This window comes from Gordonia liuliyuniae (assembly GCF_021738805.1).
Classification (GTDB): domain Bacteria; phylum Actinomycetota; class Actinomycetes; order Mycobacteriales; family Mycobacteriaceae; genus Gordonia; species Gordonia liuliyuniae.
In genome coordinates this window covers 219,688-242,780 of record NZ_JAKKOR010000007.1, presented here as the reverse complement: position 1 = coordinate 242,780, position 23,093 = coordinate 219,688, and the positions used below count along the sequence as shown (strand labels likewise).

The following is a 23,093-nucleotide window of genomic DNA, read 5'->3' as shown; positions in this document are numbered from 1 at the left end:
GGGCGCCCCGGCGACGGTCACCGTTGAGGGGTGAGACTCTCCGTTCCGCTCGGCGCATCGACAGCCTTCTTCTACGCGCTCGGTTACCCGGTCGGTGCCGCGGCCGTTCGCGCGGCGACGCCCGGCACGGTGCTTGTCTCACGGTTCGTGGCGTCGGCGGTGATCCTCGCGGCGATCGTCGCGGTCGCGCGACTGGAGTGGCCGCGTGGCGTCCAGGCGTGGCACGCGGTCGTCGTCGGATTCCTGAGCCAGGGAGTGCAGTTCGTCGGCTGCTACGAGGCGATGTACGCGGGAGTGTCACCGGTCCTCGTCGCGCTCGTCATCGCGATGAATCCGGTGGTCACCGCCGCCGCGGCCGGGATGATGCTCCGGGAGAGGTTGTCGCGGCGCCGGATCGCGGCGACGGTGCTGGCGCTGGCGGCCGTCGGCATCGCGTTCGCCGGGCGCGTCATGGATGTCGGACACGTCGACGCCGCGGTCGCCTGGGTCGTCGTCGCGGTGATCGGGCTGGCCGTCGGCGGCGTCTATCAGCAGCGCTACCTGACGCAGGGGCATCCGATCGCAGTGAACACCATCGGTGTCGGCGTCGCCCTCGTTCCCGCACTCGTGTTCGCGACGGCCACCCCGCAGCACGTCTCCGACCCGGCCCAGGCCGTCTGGACGATCGTCGTCCTCGTGATCGCGAACTCGGTGATCGCGGCCACCCTGTACCTCGCAGCCATACGGCAGGCAGGCGCGGCCGCCGTATCGCTGCTGTTCGGCGTCATACCGTCGATCGCAGCACTGTTGACATGGGCGATCCTCGGCGAACGTCCGGACATCGGGGTCGTGCTCGGGCTGGTGGTCGGTGCCGCCGCGTGCTTCGTCGGTAACGACCAGGCGCCGGGCCGTGGCGAAGCGGTGAACGTTACTCCTTCGACAGTTTCGACGGGAACCAGATCCGGCGTCCGACATCGAGGGTGACGGCCGGAACCAGCAGGGACCGAACGATCAGCGTGTCGACGAGGACGCCGAACGCGACGAGGAACGCGACTTGGGCGAGGAACAGCAGCGGGATCACCGCCAGCGCGGCGAACGTCGCCGCGAGCACGATGCCCGCGGCGCTGATCACCCCGCCGGTGCTGGTCAACGCCGACAGCATGCCGTCGCGTGTGCCGATCCGCCCAGCCTCCTCTCGGGCTCGTGTCATCAAGAAGATGTTGTAGTCCACGCCGAGCGCGACGAGAAACACGAACGCGAACAGCGGGACGACGGGGTCGGCACCGGGGAAGTCGAACGGGCCGTTGAACAGCAGAGCACCCACACCGAGCGTGGTCGCGAACGACAACACCGTGGTGCCCAGGAGCAGCAGTGGTGCGGCCAACGACCGTAACAGCAGGATGAGGACCGCCAACACCACGATCAGCACGAGCGGGATCACCAGATTCCGGTCGTGACGCGCGGTGACACGAGTGTCGAGGTCGATGGCGGTCGGGCCGCCGACCATGACGTCCTCCCCGACGGCGTCGCGGATCGCGACGACCGTGTCCTGCGCGGTCAGCGAGTCCGGGTCGTCGGCGAGCGTGGCCTGCACCGCGGCGAGCGCGCGCGTGCCGTCCGCTCCGTGGACGACCGGTGCGCCGTCAGCGGTCAACACGTCGGCTGAGGCGACGCCCGGCACCTGTCGGACGATCGCTGCAGCCTGGTCGGCGTCGGCGGCCGGCGCGATGACCCACGTCGGAGATCCAGCGCCGGCATCGAAGTGCGCGTCGTGCAGTTCGGCGCCCGTCACCGATTCGGCGTCGCCGAGGAAGAAGTCGGTGGTCGCGACACCGTCGGACCGGAACATTGGAGCGAACGCCGCACCGATGATCAGGATGACGAGTGTCGCGGCCCAGGTGCGGCGGGGCGCCGCCGCCACCATGTCGGCCACCCGTTTCCACAGGCGATGCGGCTCAGTGGTGTCGCCGGTCGTCGGGCGGCGCGGCCAGAACGCGGTACGGCCCAGGAGCGCGAGCGCTGCGGGGAGGAAGGTGATGGACACGAGGAAGGACGCGGCGACGCCGATCGCCGCGATTGGGCCAAGGCTCCGATTGGAGTTGAGGTCGGAGAACAGCAGGCACAGCACGCCGAGGATCACCGTGCCGGCCGATGCCGCGATCGGCGGCAGCGTAGCCCGCCACGCGGTCATCAGCGCCCGCCGCGGATCGTCTTCCTCGGTCAGGTGCTCCCGATAACGGGCCACCAGCAGCAGCGCGTAATCGGTTGCGGCGCCGAACACGAGGATGAACAAGATGCCTTGGCTCTGCCCGTTGAGTTCGAGGGCACCGCTGTCGGCGAGTGCGTAGACGCAGCCGCAGGCGAGCGCGAGGCCGAAGACCGCGGACAACAGGACGATGATCGGCAGGATCGGCGACCGATAGACGACGACCAGGATGATCAAGACGAGGACCCCGGCCACCAACAGCAGGATGCCGTCGATGCCCGCGAACGCTCCGGAGAGGTCCGCGGCCTGCACCGCGGGGCCGGTCATCGCGACCGTGACTCCGGACGGCGGATCGGCGAGCGCATCCTGCAGCTTGTCGACCGCATCGGCGGTCTCGCCGTCCGTGGCGACCGGGACGATCAACTGTGCGGCCTGCCCGTCGTCGGAGACGATCGGCGGCGAGAATCGCGGCGCGAAGTCCTCGGCGCCCTGCAGCGGTGCGACCGCGTCGGACAGATATGCGGAATCGGCAGCTGTCCACCCGCTCGTGTTCTCGGCGACGACGATCGCCGGGAAGTATTCGGTGTCGGTGAACTCGGGAAGCAGTGCCTGCACCTGCGTCGATTCGGCGGACGACGGGAGGAATGCGCTCGCGTCGTCGGTGGTGACCTGGCTGAGTTTACCGGCGAGCGGGCCGGTAACCGCGGCGAGGACCAGCCAGACGAGCAGCGCCAGTGCGGGAACGAGGACGCGGACTGGCCGACGAGAAGTCATGTGAACTGTCTACCGCTCGTGACAGGCATTTCCCAAGAACCGCGGTGGGCGTTACCAGATTCGGACGCGCTCAGCAGGATCCAGGTACAGCGCATCGCCGGGGGCTACGTCGAATGCCGCGTAGAACGCGTCGACGTTGCGGACGACGCCGTTGCATCGGAACTCAGGCGGGCTGTGCGGGTCGATCGAGAGACGGCGAATGGCTTCGGCGTCGCGGGTCTTGGTCCGCCAGATCTGCGCCCAGCTGAAGAACACACGTTGCTCGCCGGTCAACCCGTCGATCACCGGCGGCTCACCCGCGCTCTCGGTCGAGATCGCGTAGGCGACGAGCGCGATCGACAGTCCGCCCAGATCGCCGATGTTCTCGCCGAGGGTGAACTCGCCGTTGACCTTGTATTTCTCGTCCAACCCGTCGGGTGTGAACTGGTCGTACTGGTCGGCGAGGGCAGCAGTGCGCTTGCCGAACTCCGCGCGGTCGTCATCGGTCCACCAGTCGACGAGATTGCCGTCTCCGTCGTACTTGGCGCCCTGATCGTCGAAGCCGTGGCCGATCTCGTGGCCGATCACCGCCCCGATGCCGCCGTAGTTCGCGGCGTCGTCGGCATCCGGGTCGAAGAACGGGGCCTGCAGGATTGCGGCGGGGAACACGATCTCGTTCATGCCCGGGTTGTAGTAGGCGTTCACCGTCTGCGGTGTCATGAACCATTCGTCGCGGTCCACCGGCTGTCCGATCTTCGCGAGCTCGCGCGACGTCTCGAACGACGACGCGCGACGCAGGTTTCCGATCAGGTCGCCGCGGTCGGCTGCCAACGTCGAATAGTCGATCCACGTCGCCGGGTAGCCGATCTTCGGGGTGAACTGTTCGAGCTTGGCCAATGCGCGTGCTCGGGTCTCCGGCGTCATCCACTCGAGGTCGGAGATGTTGCGGCGGTACGCCTCGACGAGATTCGCGATCAACTCGTCCATCCGGGCCTTCGCTGCGGGCGGGAAGTGCTTGGCCACGTACAATTCGCCGACCGCGAAGCCCGCACTCGACTCGACGAAGCCCACACCGCGCTTCCACCGGTCGCGGATCTCCTCGGCTCCGGTCAGCGTCGTCCCGTAGAACGCGAAGTTCTCGTCGACGAACGCACTCGACAGGTAGGGGGCCGCCGAGTTCAGCAGCTTCCACCGCAGCCACGTCTTCCAGTCGTCGAGCGGTCGCGACGCGATGAGCTCGCCTGCACCGGCGAAGAATGACGGCTGGCCGACGACGACCTCGGCGAACGTCTCTTCGGTCGGCGCGGCCAGCCCGAGCAGCCATGCCGCGACGTCGAAACCCGCAGCGCCGTCGGTGAATTCGGTGAGCGTCCGCAGGTTGTAGGTGGCCTCGGCGTCGCGGCGAGCCACCACATCCCAGTGGTGGCTGGCGATCTGCGTTTCCAGGTCGACGACCGTCGCCGCGGCGCCGTCCGGATCGTCGATGCCTGCCAGCGCGAACATCGCAGCCACATGCGTGCGGTACGCGACCAGCGTCTGTGCGTGGTTCTCCTCGCGGTAGTACGACTCGTCGGGCAGCCCGAGACCGCCCTGGCCGACGTGCACGAGGTAACGGTCGGACTTGCGGGCGTCCGTGTCCACGTAGAAGCCGAACAGGCCGCGCACACCGACCCGCTGCAACGAGCCGAGGGTCCGGGCGAGGTCGGCGGGGGAGGCGATGGTCGCGATCGCCGTGAGGTAGTCGTCGATCGCAGTGAGACCGAGCTCCTCGATGCGCTCGGTATCCATGAACGAGGCGTAAAGATCACCGATCAGCGTCGACGTCGCATCGTCGCCGGGGTTATCGGCGCACTCCTCGACGATCGCACGGACATCGGCTTCGGCGTTGTCGCGCAGCACGTGGAACGCGCCGTCGATGCTGCGGTCGCCCGGGATCTCGTGCGTCTCAAGCCACTTGCCGTTCACGTGCGAGAAGAGGTCGTCGGCGACGCGCACCGCGGGGTCGACCCCTTCCAGGTCCAGTCCGGAGGTCTGTTCGATAGTCACGCACTCCATAGTGCATGGTGTCGACCCTGTTCGACTACCGATGGGGCCTCGACCAGCGGTGGCGGCCGGTCACCACTGCCCCAGACGCTTGGACATGGACCAGATGAGGACTTCGGCTTCGGTGGCGGCGCGGAGCGTCGTGCCGCCGAAGTCGGTGGCACGCAACGCATCGGCTGTGTCGAGACGCTCGCCGTCGACGGTGATCGAACCGGAGGTGACGAATAGGTGGGTGAAGCGCCCGGCCGGAATCGTGGCTGACCCTCCGGCGTTCAACCGGAGCGCGTACAGCGTTGCACCCGAATTGGCGATACGGATCGCCGAGTCGTGAGACGGGTCGCCGGACGCGACCGGAACGAGAGACCCGGGAGTGAGGTCGGCGGTGATGTCGCGCTGCTCGTACCCCGGGTCGAGTCCGCTCTCGTCGGGCCACACCCACATCTGGATCAGATGCACCGGGTCCGTCGATTCCGCGCGGTCGTTGCGCTCAGAGTGCAGGATGCCGGTCCCCGCGCTCATCCGCTGCGCGAGGCCCGGATGGATGACGCCGGAGTTCCCTTCGGAGTCCTGGTGGACGAGCGACCCGGACAGCACCCAGGTCACGATCTCGGTCTCGGCGTGCGGATGGGTGTCGAACCCCTGTCCGGCGCCTATCGTGTCCTCGTTGTGCACCATCAGGGCGCCGTGGTGGGTGTTCGACGGATCGTAGTGGTCGCCGAACGAGAAGCTGTGCGCCGACGTGAGCCAATCGGTCTGGGTGGAGACACGTTCGGCAGCGCGCTGAATCGTCGGACACATACATCTATTATGCGGACAGGGCCACGTTGCACCATTCAAGCGGTGGCGATGCGAAATCGTGACCACAACGAGTCACGAATGTAAGGCCACGTGCGATGAAACGCATGTGAAAAGAGTGAAAATTGGTGTCATGGTGTGGAGGGGATACAGCGCGGCAGCTGCGGCGGTGGCCGCTGCCGTCGCACTGACAGTGGTCACGGGGTGCGGGTCGGGGGACGGCACCGACGTGGCGAGCATCGTCGGCGATTTCGCCTCGGCGATCGGAGACCAGGACGTCGAGGCTGCGTCCGGCCTGACAACGGCGCCCGAGCCCGCCGCGGAGTCACTCGGCGCGACCTTCGCGGGCATGGGGGCGAAGACTGTCGAGACCACGGTGAACAAGCCGATCGAATACAGCGACGGCACGGCGTCGTTCACCATGAAGACCACGTGGGTCTGGCCTGGCCAGGGGACGTTCGAGACCGACACCTCCGGCACGGCGCGCGAACTGTCGAGCGGGTGGAAAGTCCAGTGGGAGCCCGGCCTCGTCTACCCGGACATGCCTGCCGGATCCCGGCTGCAGAAGGTTCGCACCGACGCGACGCCCGCACCAACGGTCGACAGCCGGACCGGCAAAGTCTTCATGAAGATGGAGCCGGTCAATGAGATCGTCTTCGATCCGAAAGCCGCGGGACGCAAGTCGGACGCCGCGATCACCTCGCTCGCGCACGCCATCGAGCCGATCGCTCCGCTGATAACCGCACCGGTGATCCGTAAGAAGGTCGATGAAGCGGGCGGGCGTCCCGTGACTGCCGTGGTGCTGCGCGACCCGGACATGAAGATGCTCGCCGCCGATCCGGAGAAGATCACCGGCGTCACCGTCGATCACGCAGGCAAACTCGTGATGGACGATCGCCGCTTATCGAGCCCCCTCGAGGACGGGCTGACGAACTACTGGACCGCCGTTCGCGATGCGACAGCCGGCTGGCAGGTCCAGCTGGTGACGCCGGGGAGCAAGCCCAGACGATTGGCGCACGAGCAGGGGCCGCCCGCCAAGGACATCCCGACCACTGTCGACCAGAATGAGCAGCTGGTGTTGGGCGACTCCGTCGTCGACGTGGCGCAACCCGCGACGATGATGACCTTCGACGCGTCGACCGGTGGAATCCTCGCGATGGCCCAGAACGACGAGGCTGCGCGTCGCAAGGTGGCCGCTGGAACGTCGTACGCGACCGGGTCGGCTCTCGACCCCGTCTTCGGGGCGATTGACCGCGCCACCAGGGGCGACTCCGGCAGCGCCGACGACATGCTGTACCACTTCGGCCTCGGCGTGAAGTTCACCGCGCCGGGTGTGAGCCTGCCGCGTGGGACGGCGATCCGGCCGAAAGTGTCGAGCGCCCAGTTCAAACCGAACGACTACCAGGCGTCCATGCTGAACATGGGGGCGTTGGGCGTCGCGTTGGCCAGGGCGTCCGCGGGGGAGACCGGAGCCGTCGCGCCGTACATCATCAAGGGGGCGACGACGAAGGTCACCGGCGGCGCGCTCGGACAGTTCACACCGGAAGTCGCGCGCGACGTCCTGCAGACGATGACGCAGGTCGCGAAGACTGGCGACGCGAGCGACCTCACCGGCGCTCCCGGCCTGCGCGCCCTCGTCGGCACCAACGGCCCGCAGGGGCCGGGCTGGTTCGTCGGCCTGCACAACGGCAAGGTCCTGGTGATCTACTGCGAAGGCGACAAGTCGGGGACAGCGGCACTACAGGTGGCGCAGAAGTACTTCACGGTGTCGAAACGCTAGCGCGAGCGCCGCGAGGACAGCGCCGCGATCGCACGCCAGCCGAGCAGTAGGACGCCGGTGGCGAGGGTCGCGACGATGACGAACGACGTAGCGGTGCCCTGGCCGGAGACGACTCGCAAGATCATGCCGACGACGACGGCAGACACCCAGACGACGACGCCCGTGGGGACCAGAGCGTTCGGCGCGAACCGGCGCCCGGTCGCGACGACGGTGATGCACCAACCGAATGCGGCGCCGGCCAGGAACGGCCAGAGCGTCGTCAGGAATCCGGTGATCGACCCCGCCTCGTCGTGATTGCGTCGGCCAATCGCGACGAACACGCAGATCGCGATGAGGTCGGCGACGCCTGCGACGACGAGAGCGGTGCTCCGGGCGTGCCGCGATGCGGTGGGTGTAGGGGAGGTCATGCCTCTACGGTAGTCGGGGAGCCTCACCCGGCGCTCGGGCGATCCTCGTCCTGATCGGTCGGCTGCGTCGACGTCGACTCACCCTTGTCCTGGTCGACGAACCGTGCGCGATCGTCGGCCATCTCCTTGTCGAGGGCCACATCGGATTTGACCGCGCCGCGGTATCGGACGGCGATCACGATCCAGCCGACGACGGCGACGAGGATGTAGCTGATGAGACGGTAGACGAGGATCGCGCTGAGAGCGACACCCGCAGGCATGCCGGCAGAGGTGAGCGCCAACTGCATGGTGATGTCGACGACGCCGATACCGCCGGGCAGCAGCGGTATCGCGGTGCCGACCGCCTTGCCGGCCGCATACGCCACCATGAGGCCGGCGAACGACGGGTGCGCGTTCACCGCGTAGCACGCGAACGCGAGGCAGGCGACGTCGGCGACCCAGTTGAAGAAGCTCCACCCGAACGCGAACGCGCCGTCGCGCCGATTGAGCTGGACGGCCTCCAACTGTTCGATGATCTGCTTGAGGCGCGCGGTCCCGTGATCATCCGGCTTGTCGCGAATGTTGTTGACCCAGGAGAGGACACGGAGTCCCGCGTTCTCGAGCATCTGCGGATGGCTGGCCAGATACTGCACGGCGACCGCGAAGACGAGGAACCCGGCGATGCTGAAGATGACCGAGAACGGACTGGTCTTGGCACCCGCGAGCAGCGCGCCGCCGAGCCCCAGCACCGCGAGGCCTGCGCCCGCGAGCAGCCCGGACATGACGACCTGCCAGGACGCGATCACCGGGGTTGCGCCCCACTTGCGGCTCTCCCGGTAGACGAACGCCGGAGAGAGCACTTGGCCGCCCGGCATGGTCTGCGACAACGAGTTTGACGCGAGGATGACCGCGAGCGACTCGCGTTGGCTGACCTTCACGCCGGCCGAACGCATGAGCGCCCGCTGGACCTGCGCGTAACTGTCCATCGACAGGCCGGCCGCGAGGATGCAGGCGATCACCCACTCCCAGCGGAGCTCGCCGATGTGGTCCCAGGTCTCCTTCAGCCGCGGCCAGATGTAATAGCCTTCAACGCCGAGGATCACGACGACCGCGACGGCCGCGGCCCAGCGAAGCCAGAGACGCCACGGCCGACGCTGGCCCGACGATGAGTCGGGGGCGTCGGCCGATGAGGCGGCGTCGTCGGGCATGTCGTACACCCTACGGGGGAGTCAATCCTCGTTCGACTGATGACCCCTGCTGCGTCGCAGGAGCTCCTGCACGCTGATCTGGTTCCCTTCGCTGCCGCGGTCGGGGCGAAGCTCCCGCGCCGACCGCGCGTCGTCCGAGTCCGGCGACTGTTGCTCGGCGTCGGGAGCCTGCGGGGGCCGTGCAGGCCGGGGCGGCTCCTGCTGCGGTGTCGGCCGTGGTCTCGGTGTCGGCCGAGCGGGCGTCGCCGGAATCTGGGTAGTCGCAGGCTGGTTGTTCGACGCCGCCTGCTTGTTCGTCGCCGATTGGTTGTTCGACGACGGTGCGGGCTGCGGCCGCTGCGGGGTCGGCTGCGCGGGTTTCGCTTGTGGCGGCTGCGCTGCCGGCGGCGGGCCAACCCGTCGGGCAGACGCCGGACGCTGCGCGGGCAACGGCGCAGACGTCGGTCGCTGCGGCGTACGGGGTCCGGGCTGCCGGGCTGCCGGGGGCTGTGGACGTCGCCCCTGGCCCGGCCCTTCGACCGGCGCGCCCTGACTCGGTTGGGGTCGGGGGCGCATGTCGCGCGACGTCTGGCGGACACCGCCCGCTCCGAGCTTCCACGAACCGGTGTCCGGACCGTCGCTCTTGCGTTTGGTCGACGCCGGTGTCGGCGCGGTCGCAGCGGGCTTCGGCTTCGGCTCCGACCACTTCTTGGCGTCGGGCGCCTTCACGGGTTCGGCAGCGTCGTCGGAGATCAGTTCGTCGAGCGTGCTGTCGGTGCCGTGCACGTCGTCGAGCTCGCCGGCCGCGGACGCGCCGGTGCGGTCGGCCTTGACGAGTGCGCGTCGCGCACCGGTCGGCTCGGCTCGACCGGCGACGGGGCGTTCGGAGATCCGTTTCATCGCGGTCGTCGGAGCCTCGGCCGCGGCGACCACGCCGCCCGACGATGCGCCGACCGCCGCGAAGGTGCGGTCCTCCTTCTCGTCGGGTTCATCGAGGAGAGTCGTCTCACCGAGCCCGATCTTCTGCTGCAGACGCTGCATCCACCGCGGCGACCACCAGCAGTCGTCACCGAGCAACTTCATCACCGACGGCACAAGGAGCATGCGGATGACCGTCGCGTCCAGGATGAGAGCTGCGATCATGCCGTACGCGATGTACTTCATCATCACGATGTCCGACAGGCCGAACGCGCCGGTGACCACGACGAGGATCGCGGCTGCCGCCGTGATGATCCGACCGGTGTTCGCGGTACCGGTCCGGATCGCCTCCGTGGTGGACGCGCCGTTCTGTCTGGCCTCGACCATGCGGGACAACAGGAATATCTCGTAGTCGGTCGACAGACCGTAGATGATCGCGATGATCAACACGAGGATCGGAGCGAACAGTGGTCCCGGCGTGAAGTTCGCGAGCGATGAGCCGTTTCCGTCGACGAAGATCCAGGTCAAGATGCCGAGGGTGGAGCCGAGGCCGAGCGCGGTCATCAACGCAGCCTTGATCGGCAGGATGACCGACCCGAACGCGAGGAACATCAGCAGTCCAGCCACCACGACCAGGAGGACGGCCATGTAGGGGAGCTTCGTCATCAGTCCGTCGATGGAGTCCTGGGTGAGCGCAGGTGTGCCCGCGACGTAGATCCGCAGTCCCTGAGGATCGATGTCGCGCAACGCGTCGATGGCGTCGGGCGCGTCGTTTCGGTCGACCAGGCCCGCTGACATCTGGGTGACGCCCCACCCGCTCTCCTCGTCGCCGTAGATGCCGTCGAGGGCTCCGCCTTCGGCGGTGGGCGAGAAGGCCTTGGTGAAGCCGGGGATCTCGTTGGCTTCGTCAGCGATCGTCTGCAGCTTGCCTGCGACGTCGTCGCCGTTCTGGTCGTAGACGACGACCAGCTTGAGTTCTTCGGTGCGTTCGGTCGGGAACAGTTCGTCGAAGTGCTGCTGGGCCACGCGGTTCTGGTTGTCCGGGGGCAGCAGTTTCTCACTGAGCCCGGTGAACGCGATGTTGCCGAACGGGATGATCAGCGCCAGGAGCAGCAGGACCGTCGGAATCGCGGTCTTGAGCGGATGTCTCATCACCCAGGTGGCGAGCTTTCCCCAGAACCCTGCTTCTACCTCTTCCCTGGTCTTGTTCCGGTTGAGGAACGGCACGCTGAACGCGTCCACGCGCCGACCCAGGATCGCCAACAGCGCGGGGAGCACGGTGATCGACAGGACGGCTGCGAGACCGACCGAGGCGATGGCACCGTACGCCACGGATTTGAGGAACGCCTGCGGGAACATCAAGAGACAGGCGAGGGCCGCGACGATGATCGTCGCCGAGAACACGACCGTCTGACCCGAGGTCATCACCGTTCTTCGGACCGCGGCCTTCACTGTGTAGCCCTCGGCTAGCTCCTCACGGAACCGACTCACCATGAACAAGCCGTAGTCGATGGCGATGCCGAGGCCGATCAGTGTGATGACCGACTGCGCGAAGATGTTCAGTTCGGTCATCTGCGCGATGATCTTGGTGATGCCGAGCGAACCGGCGATCGTCAGACCGCCGATGAACACCGGCAGGATGGCGGCGACCACCCCGCCGAACACGAACAGCAACATGACCGCGACCACGGGCAGGGCGATGACCTCGGCGCGGCTGATGTCGGCGTCCATTCCTTCGGACATCGCGTTGGCGACCGGCTGGAGGCCCGCCAATTCGAACTGGGTGCCCGGCAGGTCGTACTTCTCGGCGAGATCGTCGAAGAACGGCTCTATCTCCTGGTAGTTCTTCAAGATCGAGGTGTCGTCGTTGCCTGCGACACCGATCGAGATGAAGCCGTGTTCGCGGTCCTGAGTCCACATGCGGCCGCGCTTCTGCTCCGCGGCGATCTGGTTCGCGGAGTTCGTCACCGCGTCGAACGGACTGATCAGACCCGCGTGGTTCTCGTCGACCTCCCGGCTGACGACGTCGGGGTGCGCGGCGATGAGGTCGTCGGTCATCTCCTGCATCTTTTGACCGAACGCCTCGTCGTCGATGCGGGTGCCCTCGGCGGGTGTGATCAGCAGGATGACGTCGGACTTGTGGTCGCGGCCGAGTGCGCTGTCGGCGATCTCCGAGCCGGTCACCGACTCCGACTCCGGGTCGAACCAGCCGCTCTGCGAGAGGTGGTTCGGCAGGTCCATGCCGTACAGGCCCAGGCCGCCCATCAATGCGATGAGCACAGCGATGACGGCGAAGCGCATTCGGTACACGAATGAGCCGATGGATCCGAACACGCCGGCTTCCTTCCTTCTCGCGAACACTCGAAAGTGCGATTGTCTCAGCTACACCTGAGAAAACACGACAACGACCTGGGGTGAAACGTTCAGTTTCAGATGCGTGGCGCCCAGTTTCACTTGAGGAGCGCGCTGAGCGGTCGGAACGGGGTGAGCCACGCGCCGTCGTCGGGCAGAGAGTCGAGGCTGATGCGGGGGAGCGGCTCCCGGAACACTCCGGGGATCTCCTCGAGGTCGACGAACTCCAGCTCATCGGCGGTGAGCGCCCAACTCGCGTGTTCGCGGAAGCCGATCACGGTGACTGGCACGCCTTCGGCGGCGAGCTCCAGCAGCGGTTCCCGGAAGGCCTGACCGTCGGCGGAGGCGACGATCACCCCCGCCAGTCCGGGAGAGTGTCGTCGCACCTGCAGATGATTCAGCATGTCGTCGTCGACATCGCTGTCGTCGGCGAGTTTGGGTTTCGCGAACACCGCGTAGCCGACGTTCCGCAGCGCTTCCACCCATGGGCGCACGACGTCGGCGCTCCCCGGAGCGATGTTGGTGAACACCGTCGCCTCCGGTTCGACCTCGTCGTGGGTGGCGGCGCCGATCGCCGCGGTCCGTTGAAGCACCCAGCGGCCGAGCGCGTCGAAGCGCGGACGGTGTGCAGCGGTCGGGCGGCCGCCGAGGAGACTGCCCAACCCCATGTCCATGTTGGGAGCGTCCCAGACCAGCAGAACCCGGCGGGCCGCGCTGGTACCGGTGATCGCTTCGGCGAACTCGGGTGCGGTCATGACGGATCCTCCTGATTGCGGTCGCTCGTCCCGGCGCGCTCGAAAGGCTTCTCTGTGTGCTCGAAAGGCTTTACGTAGACGAACTCGTTGACGTCGCGGCCCTCCACCTGGGCGCGTCCTTCGAACTTAGTCGTCGGACGCTCCAGCAGGATGGGCGAATCGAAAGTCAACGGCACCACATGGGGGCGGTCCGGACGCTGCGTGGCGAGCAGTTCGGCGATCCACAGCGCGTAGTCGGCGTGGTCGGTGGCGATGTGCAGGACGCCGCCCGGCTTCAGCCGGTCGGCGATCAGCTCGATCGTCCCGGACTGCAGGAAGCGACGCTTGTGGTGGCGCGTCTTGGGCCACGGGTCGGGGAAGAACACTCGGACGCCGGTCAGGCTGTCCGACGCGACTAGTTCACTGAACACGACGGTTGCGTCACCGCGGACCATCCGGACGTTCTCGAGGCCGCCGCGATGGACGAGTCCTACCAGCTGGGCGAGACCCGGCTGGTAGACCTCGACGGCCACCACGTCGACGTCGGGTTCGGCCTCGGCCATCGCCGCCGTCGAGATGCCGGTGCCGCTACCCACCTCGATCACGAGCGGGGCGTCGCGGCCGAACCAGTCCGCCGTGTTCAGCGGCGGCTCGTCTGCGGCGTCCGGCCCGGTGCGCAGATCGCGGCCGAGGGTGGGCCACAACGTCTCCCAATTGTGCTGCTGGCCTTTGGTCAGCGAACCGCGGCGGAACCGGAAGCTCGTGACACGAGGGTATAGGCGCGAGTTGTCACGGGGCGCGGACGGGCCGGCGACGGGGTTCTCGTCGTTATTCACGGTTCCATCGTGTCGCACTTGCGGCGAGTGTGGACAACCGACACCCGGATGTTCGCAACAGGCTCCGTGCGCGGACCACGGCGCGTAGCGTCGTACCCGACCTTGGGGGAGGCGTTCGACATGGGGGACAGTCAAGCGTTCAGGGAAGCTCAGCGACGGCGTCTGGCGCCGTTGGCCGTGGCCGTCGGCGGGCATCGCGGCGTGGGCTCGTCGACCGTGGCCGCAGCCTTACGGGCGCGATTTCGCCTGTCGTGCACGGTGATCGGCGATGCAGACTCGTTCGATGTCGATCCGCCGGGCGAGGCAGACCTGCTTGTCCGAGTGATCGGTGCGGCGCCGCGCCGGTGCGACGTACGGGCGTGCGCGACGGCCGCTCCGTTGATCGTCGTCGCGGGAAAGGCCGACGTTCGAGACGACGCGCGGGCGGCGGCGTTCGCGGCCGAGGGTGCGCTCGGTCGCCAGGTTCTGCCGGTGTCGGCGCTGTTGGCGTCGGCGACTGTCGGGCCCGCCGACCTGGACTCGCTCCTCTCCCGCGAACCGGCCGACGACCTGTTGCGTCGCTACGGTTTGTACGGGGTTGGGTTGGCCAGGGCCCGGTTGGCGGCCGAACCGGGTATGACGGCAGACGCGCTCGCGGCGAGCCTGCACGCGGCGAGCGGCATCGACGCCGTCGCCGACGCGATCCGGGCCGCGTCCACCGCGGTCGCGAGGCGGCGCGATGCCCGCCTGTGTACGGATCTGCGCCTGCTCGCGGCACGCGACTCCTCGCGTGAGGAGTCCGAGCGTGCCCTGGTGGGAGCTCGCCCGTGATCGGCCCCGTCGATTCCGCGCCAGACAACAACGGATCAGACGTCATCGGAACAGTCGTGGTGGGGACCGCCGGGGGCGACCCCGGCGCGCTCGCGGCGGCGATCGGCGGCGATGTGGACGCGGACCCGGCCTGCCGTTGCGCAGTGGTGGTGCTCGATCTGTCGTGCGACCCGGGAGCAGAAGAGCGTGAACTGCTCGCGATGCTGGCAGACCGTGGAACGTCGACGGCACTCGTCGCGACCCGGGTGGAGCGGTACCCGGACTGGCCCGCTCTCGCCGAACGGGCACGGGACGTCCTCGACCCCGACCGCCGTCTCGCGATGTTCGCCGTCTCGGTCGCGACCGGCGGCGGCCTCAATGAGCTGCGGCAGTGGTGCTCGACCCTTGGCGCGGCAGCGGCCGCGGGATCGTCGGTGCCGACCCGCCCACCGACCGAGGTCATCGCGCTCGCGTCCGCCGAACCCCGCAGGGCGCCACAGCCCGCGCCGACCCGCGCCGACCGTCTGGCCGGCGTCCGCGCCGGAGTGACGGCCGCGCGAGCCGACGTCGTCACCTCCGCACGCGAAGCGTTCCAAGGCCTCGGGGTGACTGCCGAACGGGTGTGCGGTGGCCTCCGACCCCGTGACGCCGACGCGTATACCCGCTGGTTGAGCAGTGCGATCGCCGCCGTCGACGCGGCAGCGCAGTCCCTGCTCATCGACCGGCTCGACCGGGTGCACACCGTCGCCGCGCTCGGTCTCGACGACGCGACGGGCGGTCCGCTGCGGCAGCTGCCGCCGTCGACAGGAACGGTCCCGTCGCCGCCGGAGCGCCGACCGAGTGCCGAGGACGCCGTGGTCTTGCTGTTCGGAGTCACCGCTGGATTCGGTGTCGGGCGGATGCTCGTGACGCCGATGGTGCAGTGGGCCGGACTCGGGTGGGCCGGCGCGGTGCTCACCGCGCTGACCGGTCTCGCAGTCGCCGCCTGGATCGTGGGCGTCCGACGGACGGCGTCGGTTCGCGCGGCGCTGCGCAAGTGGACCGCCGACACAGTGACATTGAGTAGAACGGCAGCGGAGCACCGCTTGGTCGCGCAGTTGAGCGCAGTCGAAGTCGGGGTCGGACGCCACACGTGGAACCGAATGCCGGTCCGGCGCGTCTAACCTAGTAGAGGGTGACGGAAGGCGCGATGGAGGACTGGTTCGGTACTGAACCCGCGGACGACGCGGTCTCCGCGGAATCGGTCGCTGCCGTCGACGCGGGTGACGACCTGTGGATCTACGACGACGGTCAACTGTGGGATCTCGGCCCGCCAGACCTGGACGCCGACGCGGACGGCGTGCCCGACTCGATCCTCACCGACATCGCGGGCGATCCGGCGATCCTCACCGACACCGACAGAGACGGGCAGGTCGATCGGGTGACTCGACTGGAAACGGCAGGCGGTGTCACCGTCACCGCAGAATCCGACGAACCGCTCCCATGGAGACCCACATCACTCGGTCGCCTGCCGTGACGAATTCCTCGCCCAACCGACTGCCGGACCGCGGTACACAACGCGTATCCTCAACGACAACTGCGCCTGGACGGAACTACTGGCGCAGGCATTGCCGTTACTGAGGAGATCCGCATGACCGCTGCGACCATTCCGGGCCTCGAGCCCGGGAACGCCCCGACCACACACGCCGGACTGCTTGCCTGGGTGGCGGAGGTCGCCGAACTGACGCAGCCCGACCGGGTGGTCTGGTCGGACGGCAGTGACGAGGAGTGGGACCGACTGTCGGCCGAGCTGGTCGAGTCGGGCACCATGGTGAAGCTGAACGACGAGAAGAAGCCGAACTCGTTCCTCGCGCTCTCCGACCCCGCCGACGTCGCCCGCGTCGAATCGCGCACCTTCATCTGCTCCAAGACCGAAGAGGCCGCCGGACCGACCAACAACTGGGTCGACCCCAACGAGATGCGCGCGACGATGACCGAGCTGTACCGCGGATGCATGCGCGGACGCACGATGTACGTTGTTCCGTTCTGCATGGGTCCGCTCGGCTCGGACGACCCGAAGCTCGGTGTCGAGATCACCGACTCCGCATACGTCGTCCTCTCTATGCGCGTCATGACGCGGGTGGGCCCGAAGGTCCTCGAGACGCTCGGCACCGAAGGCTTCTTCGTGAAGGCCCTCCATTCAGTGGGAGCTCCGCTTGAGCCCGGGCAGCAGGACGTGCCGTGGCCGTGCAACCCGGACAAGTACATCGTCCAGTTCCCCGAAGACCGCGTGATCTGGTCGTACGGCTCGGGTTACGGCGGCAACGCCCTTCTCGGCAAGAAGTGCTACGCGTTGCGCATCGCGTCGGCGATGGCGCACGACGAGGGCTGGCTGGCCGAGCACATGCTCATCCTCAAGCTGATCTCACCCGAGGACAAGGTCTACTACATCGCCGCCGCGTTCCCGTCGGCCTGCGGCAAGACCAACCTCGCGATGATCCTGCCCACCCTGCCGGGTTGGCGCGCCGAGACCGTCGGCGACGACATCGCGTGGATGCGTTTCGGTGCGGACGGCCGCCTGTACGCGGTGAATCCCGAGTTCGGCTTCTTCGGCGTCGCACCCGGAACCGGTATGGACTCGAACCCGACCGCGATGCAGACCATCGAAGCAGGCAATACCCTGTACACGAACGTCGCGCGCACCGACGACGGCGACGTCTGGTGGGAGGGCATCGGCGACGCCCCCGACCACCTCATCGACTGGCATGGCAACGATTGGACGCCGGAGTCGAACGAGAAGGCTGCCCACCCGAACTCGCGGTACTGCACCCCGATGTCGCAGTGCCCGACGCTGGCCCCCGAGTGGGACGACCCGCAGGGCGTGCCGATCTCGGCGATCCTGTTCGGTGGACGCCGTAAGACGACGGTCCCGCTGGTCACGCAGGCCCGCGACTGGGAGCACGCCGTGTTCATGGGCGCCACGGTCGGTTCCGAGCAGACCGCTGCGGCCGAGGGCAAGGTCGGTACCACGCGCCGCGACCCGATGGCCATGCTGCCGTTCCTCGGCTACCACGTCGGCGATTACTTCGAGCACTGGCTCAACATCGGTCGCCGCAACGGCGCTCAGCTGCCCGCCGTGTTCTACGTCAACTGGTTCCGGCGCGGCGCTGACGGTCGCTTCCTGTGGCCGGGATTCGGCGAGAACACTCGCGTCCTCAAGTGGATGGTCGACCGCATCGAGGGCAACGTCGAGGGTGTCGAGACCCCGATCGGCGTCGTCGCGAAGCCGGAGGAACTGGACCTGACCGGTCTGGACGTCTCCGTCGACGATGTCGCCGAGGCTCTCGCCGTCGACGTCGACGAGTGGCGCGACGAACTCCCGAGCATCGAGGAGTGGTTCGGCTTCGTCGGCGACAAGCTGCCCACCGCCCTTCGCGACGAGCTCGACGGCTTGCGCGAACGCCTGGCCTGACAGCAGCCCCGGTTCGCGCCTAGTCCTTGCTGGTCGAGCCCTAGTTCTTCCGATCGAGTGGAGTCGAGATCCCCCCGGGGACCTCGACTCCACTCGTCTCGTGTGCGGCGGTCGACTCGTCTCAGGGAAATTCCCGATAGCGCTTAGCCTCCGGGTTTGGAACCCTGGGACCTATGACACACGCAGCTGGAGACGACCAGCGTGAGCAGATCGCCGCACGTGCCGAGACACTGACCAAGACGTACGGGTCAGGTGACACCGTCGTCCACGCGTTACGTGGCGTGACGATCGACTTCAAGGCGGGTGAGTTCACCGCGATCATGGGCCCGTCGGGTTCGGGCAAATCCACTCTCATGCACTGCCTGGCAGGCCTCGACACGGCGTCCAGCGGCCGGGTCCGGATCGGGTCGGTCGACCTGGAGGGGCTCTCCGACAAGGACATGACAAAGTTGCGCCGGGACCGTATCGGTTTCGTCTTCCAGGCGTTCAACCTGGTGCCGACGTTGACGGCGGAGGAGAACATCACCCTGCCGCAAGGGATCGCGGGACGCGACGTCGACCGCGAATGGTTCGACACGGTGATCGGTAGGCTCGGCATCGGCGACCGGCTGGCGCATCGTCCGAGCGAGTTGTCCGGTGGGCAGCAGCAGCGTGTGGCGTGTGCCCGTGCCTTGGTCGGCAAGCCCGACATCATTTTCGGCGACGAGCCGACCGGCAACCTCGACTCCCGGTCGTCCGGCGAGGTCCTCGACATCCTGCGGGCGGCGACCGACGAGTTCGGTCAGACGGTCGTCATCGTCACCCACGACCCGCGGGCGGCGGCGTACGCCGACCGGGTGGTCTTTCTCGCAGACGGTCAACTGGTCCGTGAGCTACGCCAGCCGACAGCCGACGACGTCTTCGAAGTGATGAAGCATCTCGACGACGCGACACCCGGCGGCTCCACCACCGGGGAGCACTGACGATGGGGTCGTCCGTGATGCGCCGCGTCTCTGTGCGGAGCCTGTCCTCGCATAAGCTCCGGCTCGTCCTGACCGTGTTCTCGGTGGTTCTCGGCACGAGCTTCGTGGCCGCAGCCCTCATCTTCACATCGACTGTCTCGCAAGCGTTCAACTCGATCTTCGACAGTGCGGCGCGGGGTGTCGCCGTCGAGGTGACGGCCGCCGAGTCCGACGCTCCCGGCGTGCCCGTCGAGCTCGTCGACGAGCTCAGGAACAAGAAGGATGAGCTCGGCATCGACCGTCTCGTCGAGAACGTCGGTGGACCCGTCACCGTCGCTGACTCGTCCGGCAAGCCCATCCAGACCGGTGGCGCACCGAGCGTCGCTTCGGCGTATCTGCCGCCGGACCGCGCGATCGGCGATTCGGCGAATACCATCGTCGACGGTCGCGCGCCGGCTCACGCCGACGAGATCCTCATCAACAACGACGCCGCGGAGAAGGCCGGACTGCACGTCGGGTCCACGACGACCGTCGTCCTCGGGACGGGTGTCTCCGATCCCCTCCAGGTGACGGTCGTCGGCCTCACGGACATGCCGACGTCCACCGGCGGTTTCGTGGGCATCGCATTCGACGAGGAGACCGCGAACCAGTACTTCTCCGACGGCGAATACGTCTCCGTCGTCGATATGTCCGCGAAGCCCGGTGTCTCCGACACCCAGCTGCGGGACGCCGTGCACGCGGCGCTCGGTGACGCGAAGACCGTCGACGACCTGTACAAGGTCCGCACCGGGGATCAGGTTCGCGAGGACCAGAAGGCCCAGGTAGGCGAATTCTTGACGATCATCCAAGCGGTGTTCCTCGCATTTGCGGCGATCGGCCTGCTCGTCGGCACATTCATCATCTACAACACGTTCTCGATGATCGTCGCCCAGCGAAACAAGGAGTTGGCGCTGTTGCGCGCCATCGGCGCGAGTCGAAAGGACGTGTCCCGGTCGGTGCTGTTGGAGGCATCGATCGTCGGCGTGATCGGCGGCCTCGTCGGCCTCGGCCTCGGTATCGGGATCGCGGCCGCGCTGCTTGCGTTCACCGAGTCGCAGGGGCTGCCGTCGAACGGCATCCAGATCGGTGCGACCGCAGTTATCGCGGCCCTTCTGGTCGGCGTCGTCGTCACGATGCTCAGCGCGTGGATCCCGGCGCGTCGCGCGTCGCGGATCCCGCCGGTCGAGGCGATGCGAGCGAGCACGGTGGAGCCTGGCGCCGGATCGCTCCGCAAGCGGACGCTCGCCGCAGCGATCGTCGGCGTGCTCGGTGTGCTCGCGCTCGTCGTCGGCGGGCTCGGCGAGGGCACCGGCCCAGCGCTGATCGTCGGGCTCGGAGCACTCCTCGCCGTCATCGCCGTGGTGCTCGGCGCGCCCGCGCTGTCTCAGCCGATCGTCGGCGGCTTCGGTGCGGTGTTCGCGAAACCGTTCGGGACCGTCGGTCGGCTCGCGCGGACCAACGCCGTGCGGAACCCACGGCGGTCGGCGGCCACCGCGTTCGCATTGACGCTCGGGTTGATGCTCGTCGTCGTCATCGGCACCATCGGCACCTCGTTCAAAGGCACCGTCAACGACGCCGTCGACAAGGGTGTGACAGCCGACTTCATCATGTCGTCCACCAACAACGGACCGTTGCCGATCGGCATCGCCGACACGGTTCGTGAGAAAGTCCCAGACGCGGGAGTCGTCATCAGCCAGGCGGTCGCGACCGCGAAACTCGACGACAAGCCGTTCTGGATGACCGCGGCGCTCGGCGGATCGCTCAACGACGTCGCAGTCATCAAGACGGAGCAGGGCAGCCTCGACGTGCCGGGCGACGGGCTCGCGGTCGACGAGTCGACGGCCCGCGACCAGGGGTTCGAGCTGGGCGACAAGGTGTCGCTCACCGCGCTGACCGGTGACGTCGTGCCCGTCACGATCACCGGGATCTACGAGGACAGCGAGGTGATCGGACCGCGGATCGTCGGCGCCGACGCCTACCGGAAGCTGGTACCGGTCGAGACGATGCGTCAGGCCGTACCAATCTGGGTGAAGGGCAAGCCCGGTACCGATGTCGACGAGTTGCGCAGCCAGATCGAGGACGTGACCAAGCAGTATCTGGTCGTCCAGATCCAGGATCGTGAAGAGTTCAAGAATTCGGTGTCGTCGACTGTCGACCAGATGCTCGTGACGCTGTACGCACTGCTGGCGCTGTCGCTGGCAATCGCGGTGCTCGGCATCGTCAACACGCTCGCGTTGTCGGTGGTGGAGCGTAAGAAGGAGATTGGGATGCTTCGCGCGGTCGGGATGGCGCGGTCGCAGGTCCGCCGCTCCATCTATCTGGAGTCGACGTATATCGCCGTGTTCGGTGCGCTGTTGGGCGTCGTCCTGGGGCTTGCGATCGCCATCCCGCTCGTCCGGACGCTCGCCTACTGGGGGCTGGACGCCGTCGTCATCCCGTGGACTCTGATCGGCGGAACGCTGGTCGGCGCGGCGGTCGTCGGTGTCATCGCCGCGCTGTGGCCTGCGGTCACCGCCGCACGGACGCGACCGCTCGAAGCCATCGTCGAGTCATGATCGTCGAGCCGTGATCGTCGTGACTGTCACCGCACTGAGTCGGGTGCCATGAGCAACCGGAGCACCGCGCGTACAGCCGTGCTGTCCGTGGTGGTGATCGTGGCGCTGATCGCGCTGATCGTGGTCGCGGTGCTGGTGGTTAGGGACAAGACGTCGTCGACTTCCGGTGCCGCTCCCGCGACGACCACCGTCCCGGCCACGAGCGAGTCGACGAGGGCTCCGACGTCGACCACGTCGACCACGTCGACTCCGGCGTCGACACCGACGACGCCGGAGTCCACGCATACGAGGCCGACGGGTGAGCCGGGCACCGTGATCTACCAGCTCACCGGTGACGGCGACGTCGTCGGCGTCGGCTACCGCGCGGGCAGCCGGTCGCGGGTCGTCGTGGTGACCGGAACGCCCTGGCAGCAACGGACCACGGTCGTCGACCGTCGCGCCGAGGTCTCCGGCATCGTCGTCCGCGGCCGGATCACCTGCACGATCATGCAGGGCGAAGAACTGCTGGCGTCCTCGACGTCCGGAGTGGGCCCCTTCAGCTGTCGCGCGACGCTGCCCCGCTGACCAGCGCGGCAGAGGACGCCTGCTCACCCCGGCGTCGCGGACCGTTTCTGCAACACCAGCACGAGGTTCGTGGCGCCCACCTCCCGCACCCCGGGGACCTTGACGACCGGCCACGTCCATCGCGGCAGGTAACGGGGGAATGCGAGACGGAGGTCCACGTCGCCCGCTCCACGCGCCCAGCGCAGGCCCGCGGCCGCGGTGATCGGGAACAGGGACTCCCCGAACAGATTCTTCGGCGGGCGCCCGTGCCGGCGGGCGTACATGCGTGCAGCGCGGTGCCCGCCGAGGTAGTGGGTGAGTCCCATCTCGTGGCCGCCGAACGGACCCCACCACAGGGTGTAGCTGACGACGACGGTGCCGCCGGGTCGTGTCACACGGACCATCTCGTCGGCCATGTCCCACGGACGATCGGTGTGCTCAGCGACGTTCGACGAATAGCAGACGTCGACGCTGTCGGCCCGAAACGGCAGATGCTGGCCCTGCGCCCGGACCGCCGTCCGGTGGTCGAGTCCCGCGGCGTGCATCTCGCCTGCGTCGGGCTCCACCGACAGGTAGCGCGCGCCCAGGTCGGTGAACGCGTCGGCGAAGAAGCCGGGACCGCCGCCGACGTCGAGAACCGTCGAACCGTCGAGCGGCGCAGGGTGCAGGTCGGCGATCATCACGGCGGTGTCGTCGGCCAGCGCACTGTAGAAGCGGTCGGGTTCGGTCTGCTCGTGGCGGAACTCCCGGAACAGTCGAACCGAGCGGGCGACGGTGGCCCGGCGCGCGAATCTCGACGTCGACAT

General features: G+C 67.8%; 18 protein-coding genes. 9 read left to right on the top strand and 9 right to left on the bottom strand.

What is annotated here, in order from left to right:
• The first annotated feature begins 30 nt into the window (after positions 1-30).
• A complete protein-coding gene (locus tag L5G33_RS19425) occupies positions 31-963 on the top strand; it encodes a DMT family transporter (RefSeq protein ID WP_236998025.1) in 933 nt (310 codons plus the stop codon).
• Here L5G33_RS19425 and L5G33_RS09980 read toward each other — a convergent pair.
• From L5G33_RS09980 to L5G33_RS09970, 3 genes are read right to left on the bottom strand one after another with little or no spacing between them, the layout of a single operon-like run.
• Positions 908-2,959 (bottom strand): MMPL family transporter, encoded by a 2,052-nt coding sequence (locus tag L5G33_RS09980; protein WP_236998024.1) that lies wholly within the window; start codon positions 2,957-2,959, stop codon positions 908-910. The two genes, L5G33_RS19425 and L5G33_RS09980, sit on opposite strands and share 56 nt — an antisense overlap.
• Before the next feature lie 51 nt (positions 2,960-3,010).
• Positions 3,011-4,993 (bottom strand): M13 family metallopeptidase, encoded by a 1,983-nt coding sequence (locus L5G33_RS09975; RefSeq protein WP_265742740.1) that lies wholly within the window; start codon positions 4,991-4,993, stop codon positions 3,011-3,013.
• 60 nt (positions 4,994-5,053) lie between these two features.
• Complete coding sequence (locus L5G33_RS09970) at positions 5,054-5,779, bottom strand: pirin family protein (protein WP_236998022.1); 726 nt, start codon at positions 5,777-5,779, stop codon at positions 5,054-5,056.
• 130 nt (positions 5,780-5,909) lie between these two features.
• On the opposite strand from L5G33_RS09970, the gene L5G33_RS09965 reads away from it, so the two are divergent.
• Positions 5,910-7,556: an NTF2-like N-terminal transpeptidase domain-containing protein gene (locus L5G33_RS09965; RefSeq protein ID WP_236998021.1), complete on the top strand. Its 1,647-nt coding sequence runs from the start codon at positions 5,910-5,912 to the stop codon at positions 7,554-7,556.
• On the opposite strand, the gene L5G33_RS09960 is transcribed toward L5G33_RS09965, so the two are convergent.
• The 5 genes from L5G33_RS09960 to trmB form a co-directional block, all read right to left on the bottom strand.
• Positions 7,553-7,963, bottom strand: coding sequence for a DUF3054 domain-containing protein (locus L5G33_RS09960; RefSeq protein WP_236998020.1), 411 nt, complete (start codon positions 7,961-7,963; stop codon positions 7,553-7,555). The two genes, L5G33_RS09965 and L5G33_RS09960, sit on opposite strands and share 4 nt — an antisense overlap.
• A gap of 23 nt (positions 7,964-7,986) precedes the next feature.
• A complete protein-coding gene (locus L5G33_RS09955) occupies positions 7,987-9,150 on the bottom strand; it encodes a lysylphosphatidylglycerol synthase transmembrane domain-containing protein (RefSeq protein WP_236998019.1) in 1,164 nt (387 codons plus the stop codon).
• Positions 9,151-9,171: 21 nt separating this feature from the next.
• Positions 9,172-12,381 carry an MMPL family transporter gene (locus tag L5G33_RS09950; RefSeq protein ID WP_236998018.1) on the bottom strand — a complete coding sequence of 1,070 codons (3,210 nt, stop codon included), beginning with the start codon at positions 12,379-12,381 and terminating at the stop codon, positions 9,172-9,174.
• 116 nt (positions 12,382-12,497) lie between these two features.
• Positions 12,498-13,154 (bottom strand): NYN domain-containing protein, encoded by a 657-nt coding sequence (locus tag L5G33_RS09945; protein ID WP_236998017.1) that lies wholly within the window; start codon positions 13,152-13,154, stop codon positions 12,498-12,500.
• Positions 13,151-13,987: a tRNA (guanosine(46)-N7)-methyltransferase TrmB gene (trmB, locus tag L5G33_RS09940; RefSeq protein ID WP_372476881.1), complete on the bottom strand. Its 837-nt coding sequence runs from the start codon at positions 13,985-13,987 to the stop codon at positions 13,151-13,153. Before trmB ends, L5G33_RS09945 begins: the two co-directional genes overlap by 4 nt.
• A gap of 102 nt (positions 13,988-14,089) precedes the next feature.
• Here trmB and L5G33_RS09935 point away from each other — a divergent pair, with 102 nt between their 5' ends.
• From L5G33_RS09935 to L5G33_RS09905, 7 genes are all read left to right on the top strand, one after another.
• Positions 14,090-14,779 (top strand): hypothetical protein, encoded by a 690-nt coding sequence (locus tag L5G33_RS09935; protein WP_236998015.1) that lies wholly within the window; start codon positions 14,090-14,092, stop codon positions 14,777-14,779.
• Complete coding sequence (locus L5G33_RS09930; protein ID WP_236998014.1) at positions 14,776-15,921, top strand: hypothetical protein; 1,146 nt, start codon at positions 14,776-14,778, stop codon at positions 15,919-15,921. The genes L5G33_RS09935 and L5G33_RS09930 overlap by 4 nt, the downstream gene beginning before the upstream one ends.
• An 11-nt stretch (positions 15,922-15,932) precedes the next feature.
• Entirely contained in the window at positions 15,933-16,274 is a 342-nt protein-coding gene (locus L5G33_RS09925) for a DUF6802 family protein (protein WP_236998013.1), read from the top strand.
• A gap of 114 nt (positions 16,275-16,388) precedes the next feature.
• Positions 16,389-18,209 carry a phosphoenolpyruvate carboxykinase (GTP) gene (locus L5G33_RS09920; protein WP_236998012.1) on the top strand — a complete coding sequence of 607 codons (1,821 nt, stop codon included), beginning with the start codon at positions 16,389-16,391 and terminating at the stop codon, positions 18,207-18,209.
• A 173-nt stretch (positions 18,210-18,382) separates the two neighbouring features.
• The gene (locus L5G33_RS09915; protein WP_236998011.1) at positions 18,383-19,171 is read left to right on the top strand and encodes an ABC transporter ATP-binding protein; all 789 of its coding nucleotides are present in this window, start codon (positions 18,383-18,385) and stop codon (positions 19,169-19,171) included.
• Between the two features lie 2 nt (positions 19,172-19,173).
• The gene (locus tag L5G33_RS09910) at positions 19,174-21,744 is read left to right on the top strand and encodes an ABC transporter permease (RefSeq protein WP_236998010.1); all 2,571 of its coding nucleotides are present in this window, start codon (positions 19,174-19,176) and stop codon (positions 21,742-21,744) included.
• 48 nt (positions 21,745-21,792) lie between these two features.
• Complete coding sequence (locus L5G33_RS09905) at positions 21,793-22,308, top strand: hypothetical protein (RefSeq protein ID WP_236998009.1); 516 nt, start codon at positions 21,793-21,795, stop codon at positions 22,306-22,308.
• A 23-nt stretch (positions 22,309-22,331) separates the two neighbouring features.
• Here L5G33_RS09905 and L5G33_RS09900 read toward each other — a convergent pair whose 3' ends face one another.
• Positions 22,332-23,093, bottom strand: a complete 762-nt coding sequence (locus tag L5G33_RS09900) for a class I SAM-dependent methyltransferase (RefSeq protein ID WP_236998008.1) — start codon at positions 23,091-23,093, stop codon at positions 22,332-22,334.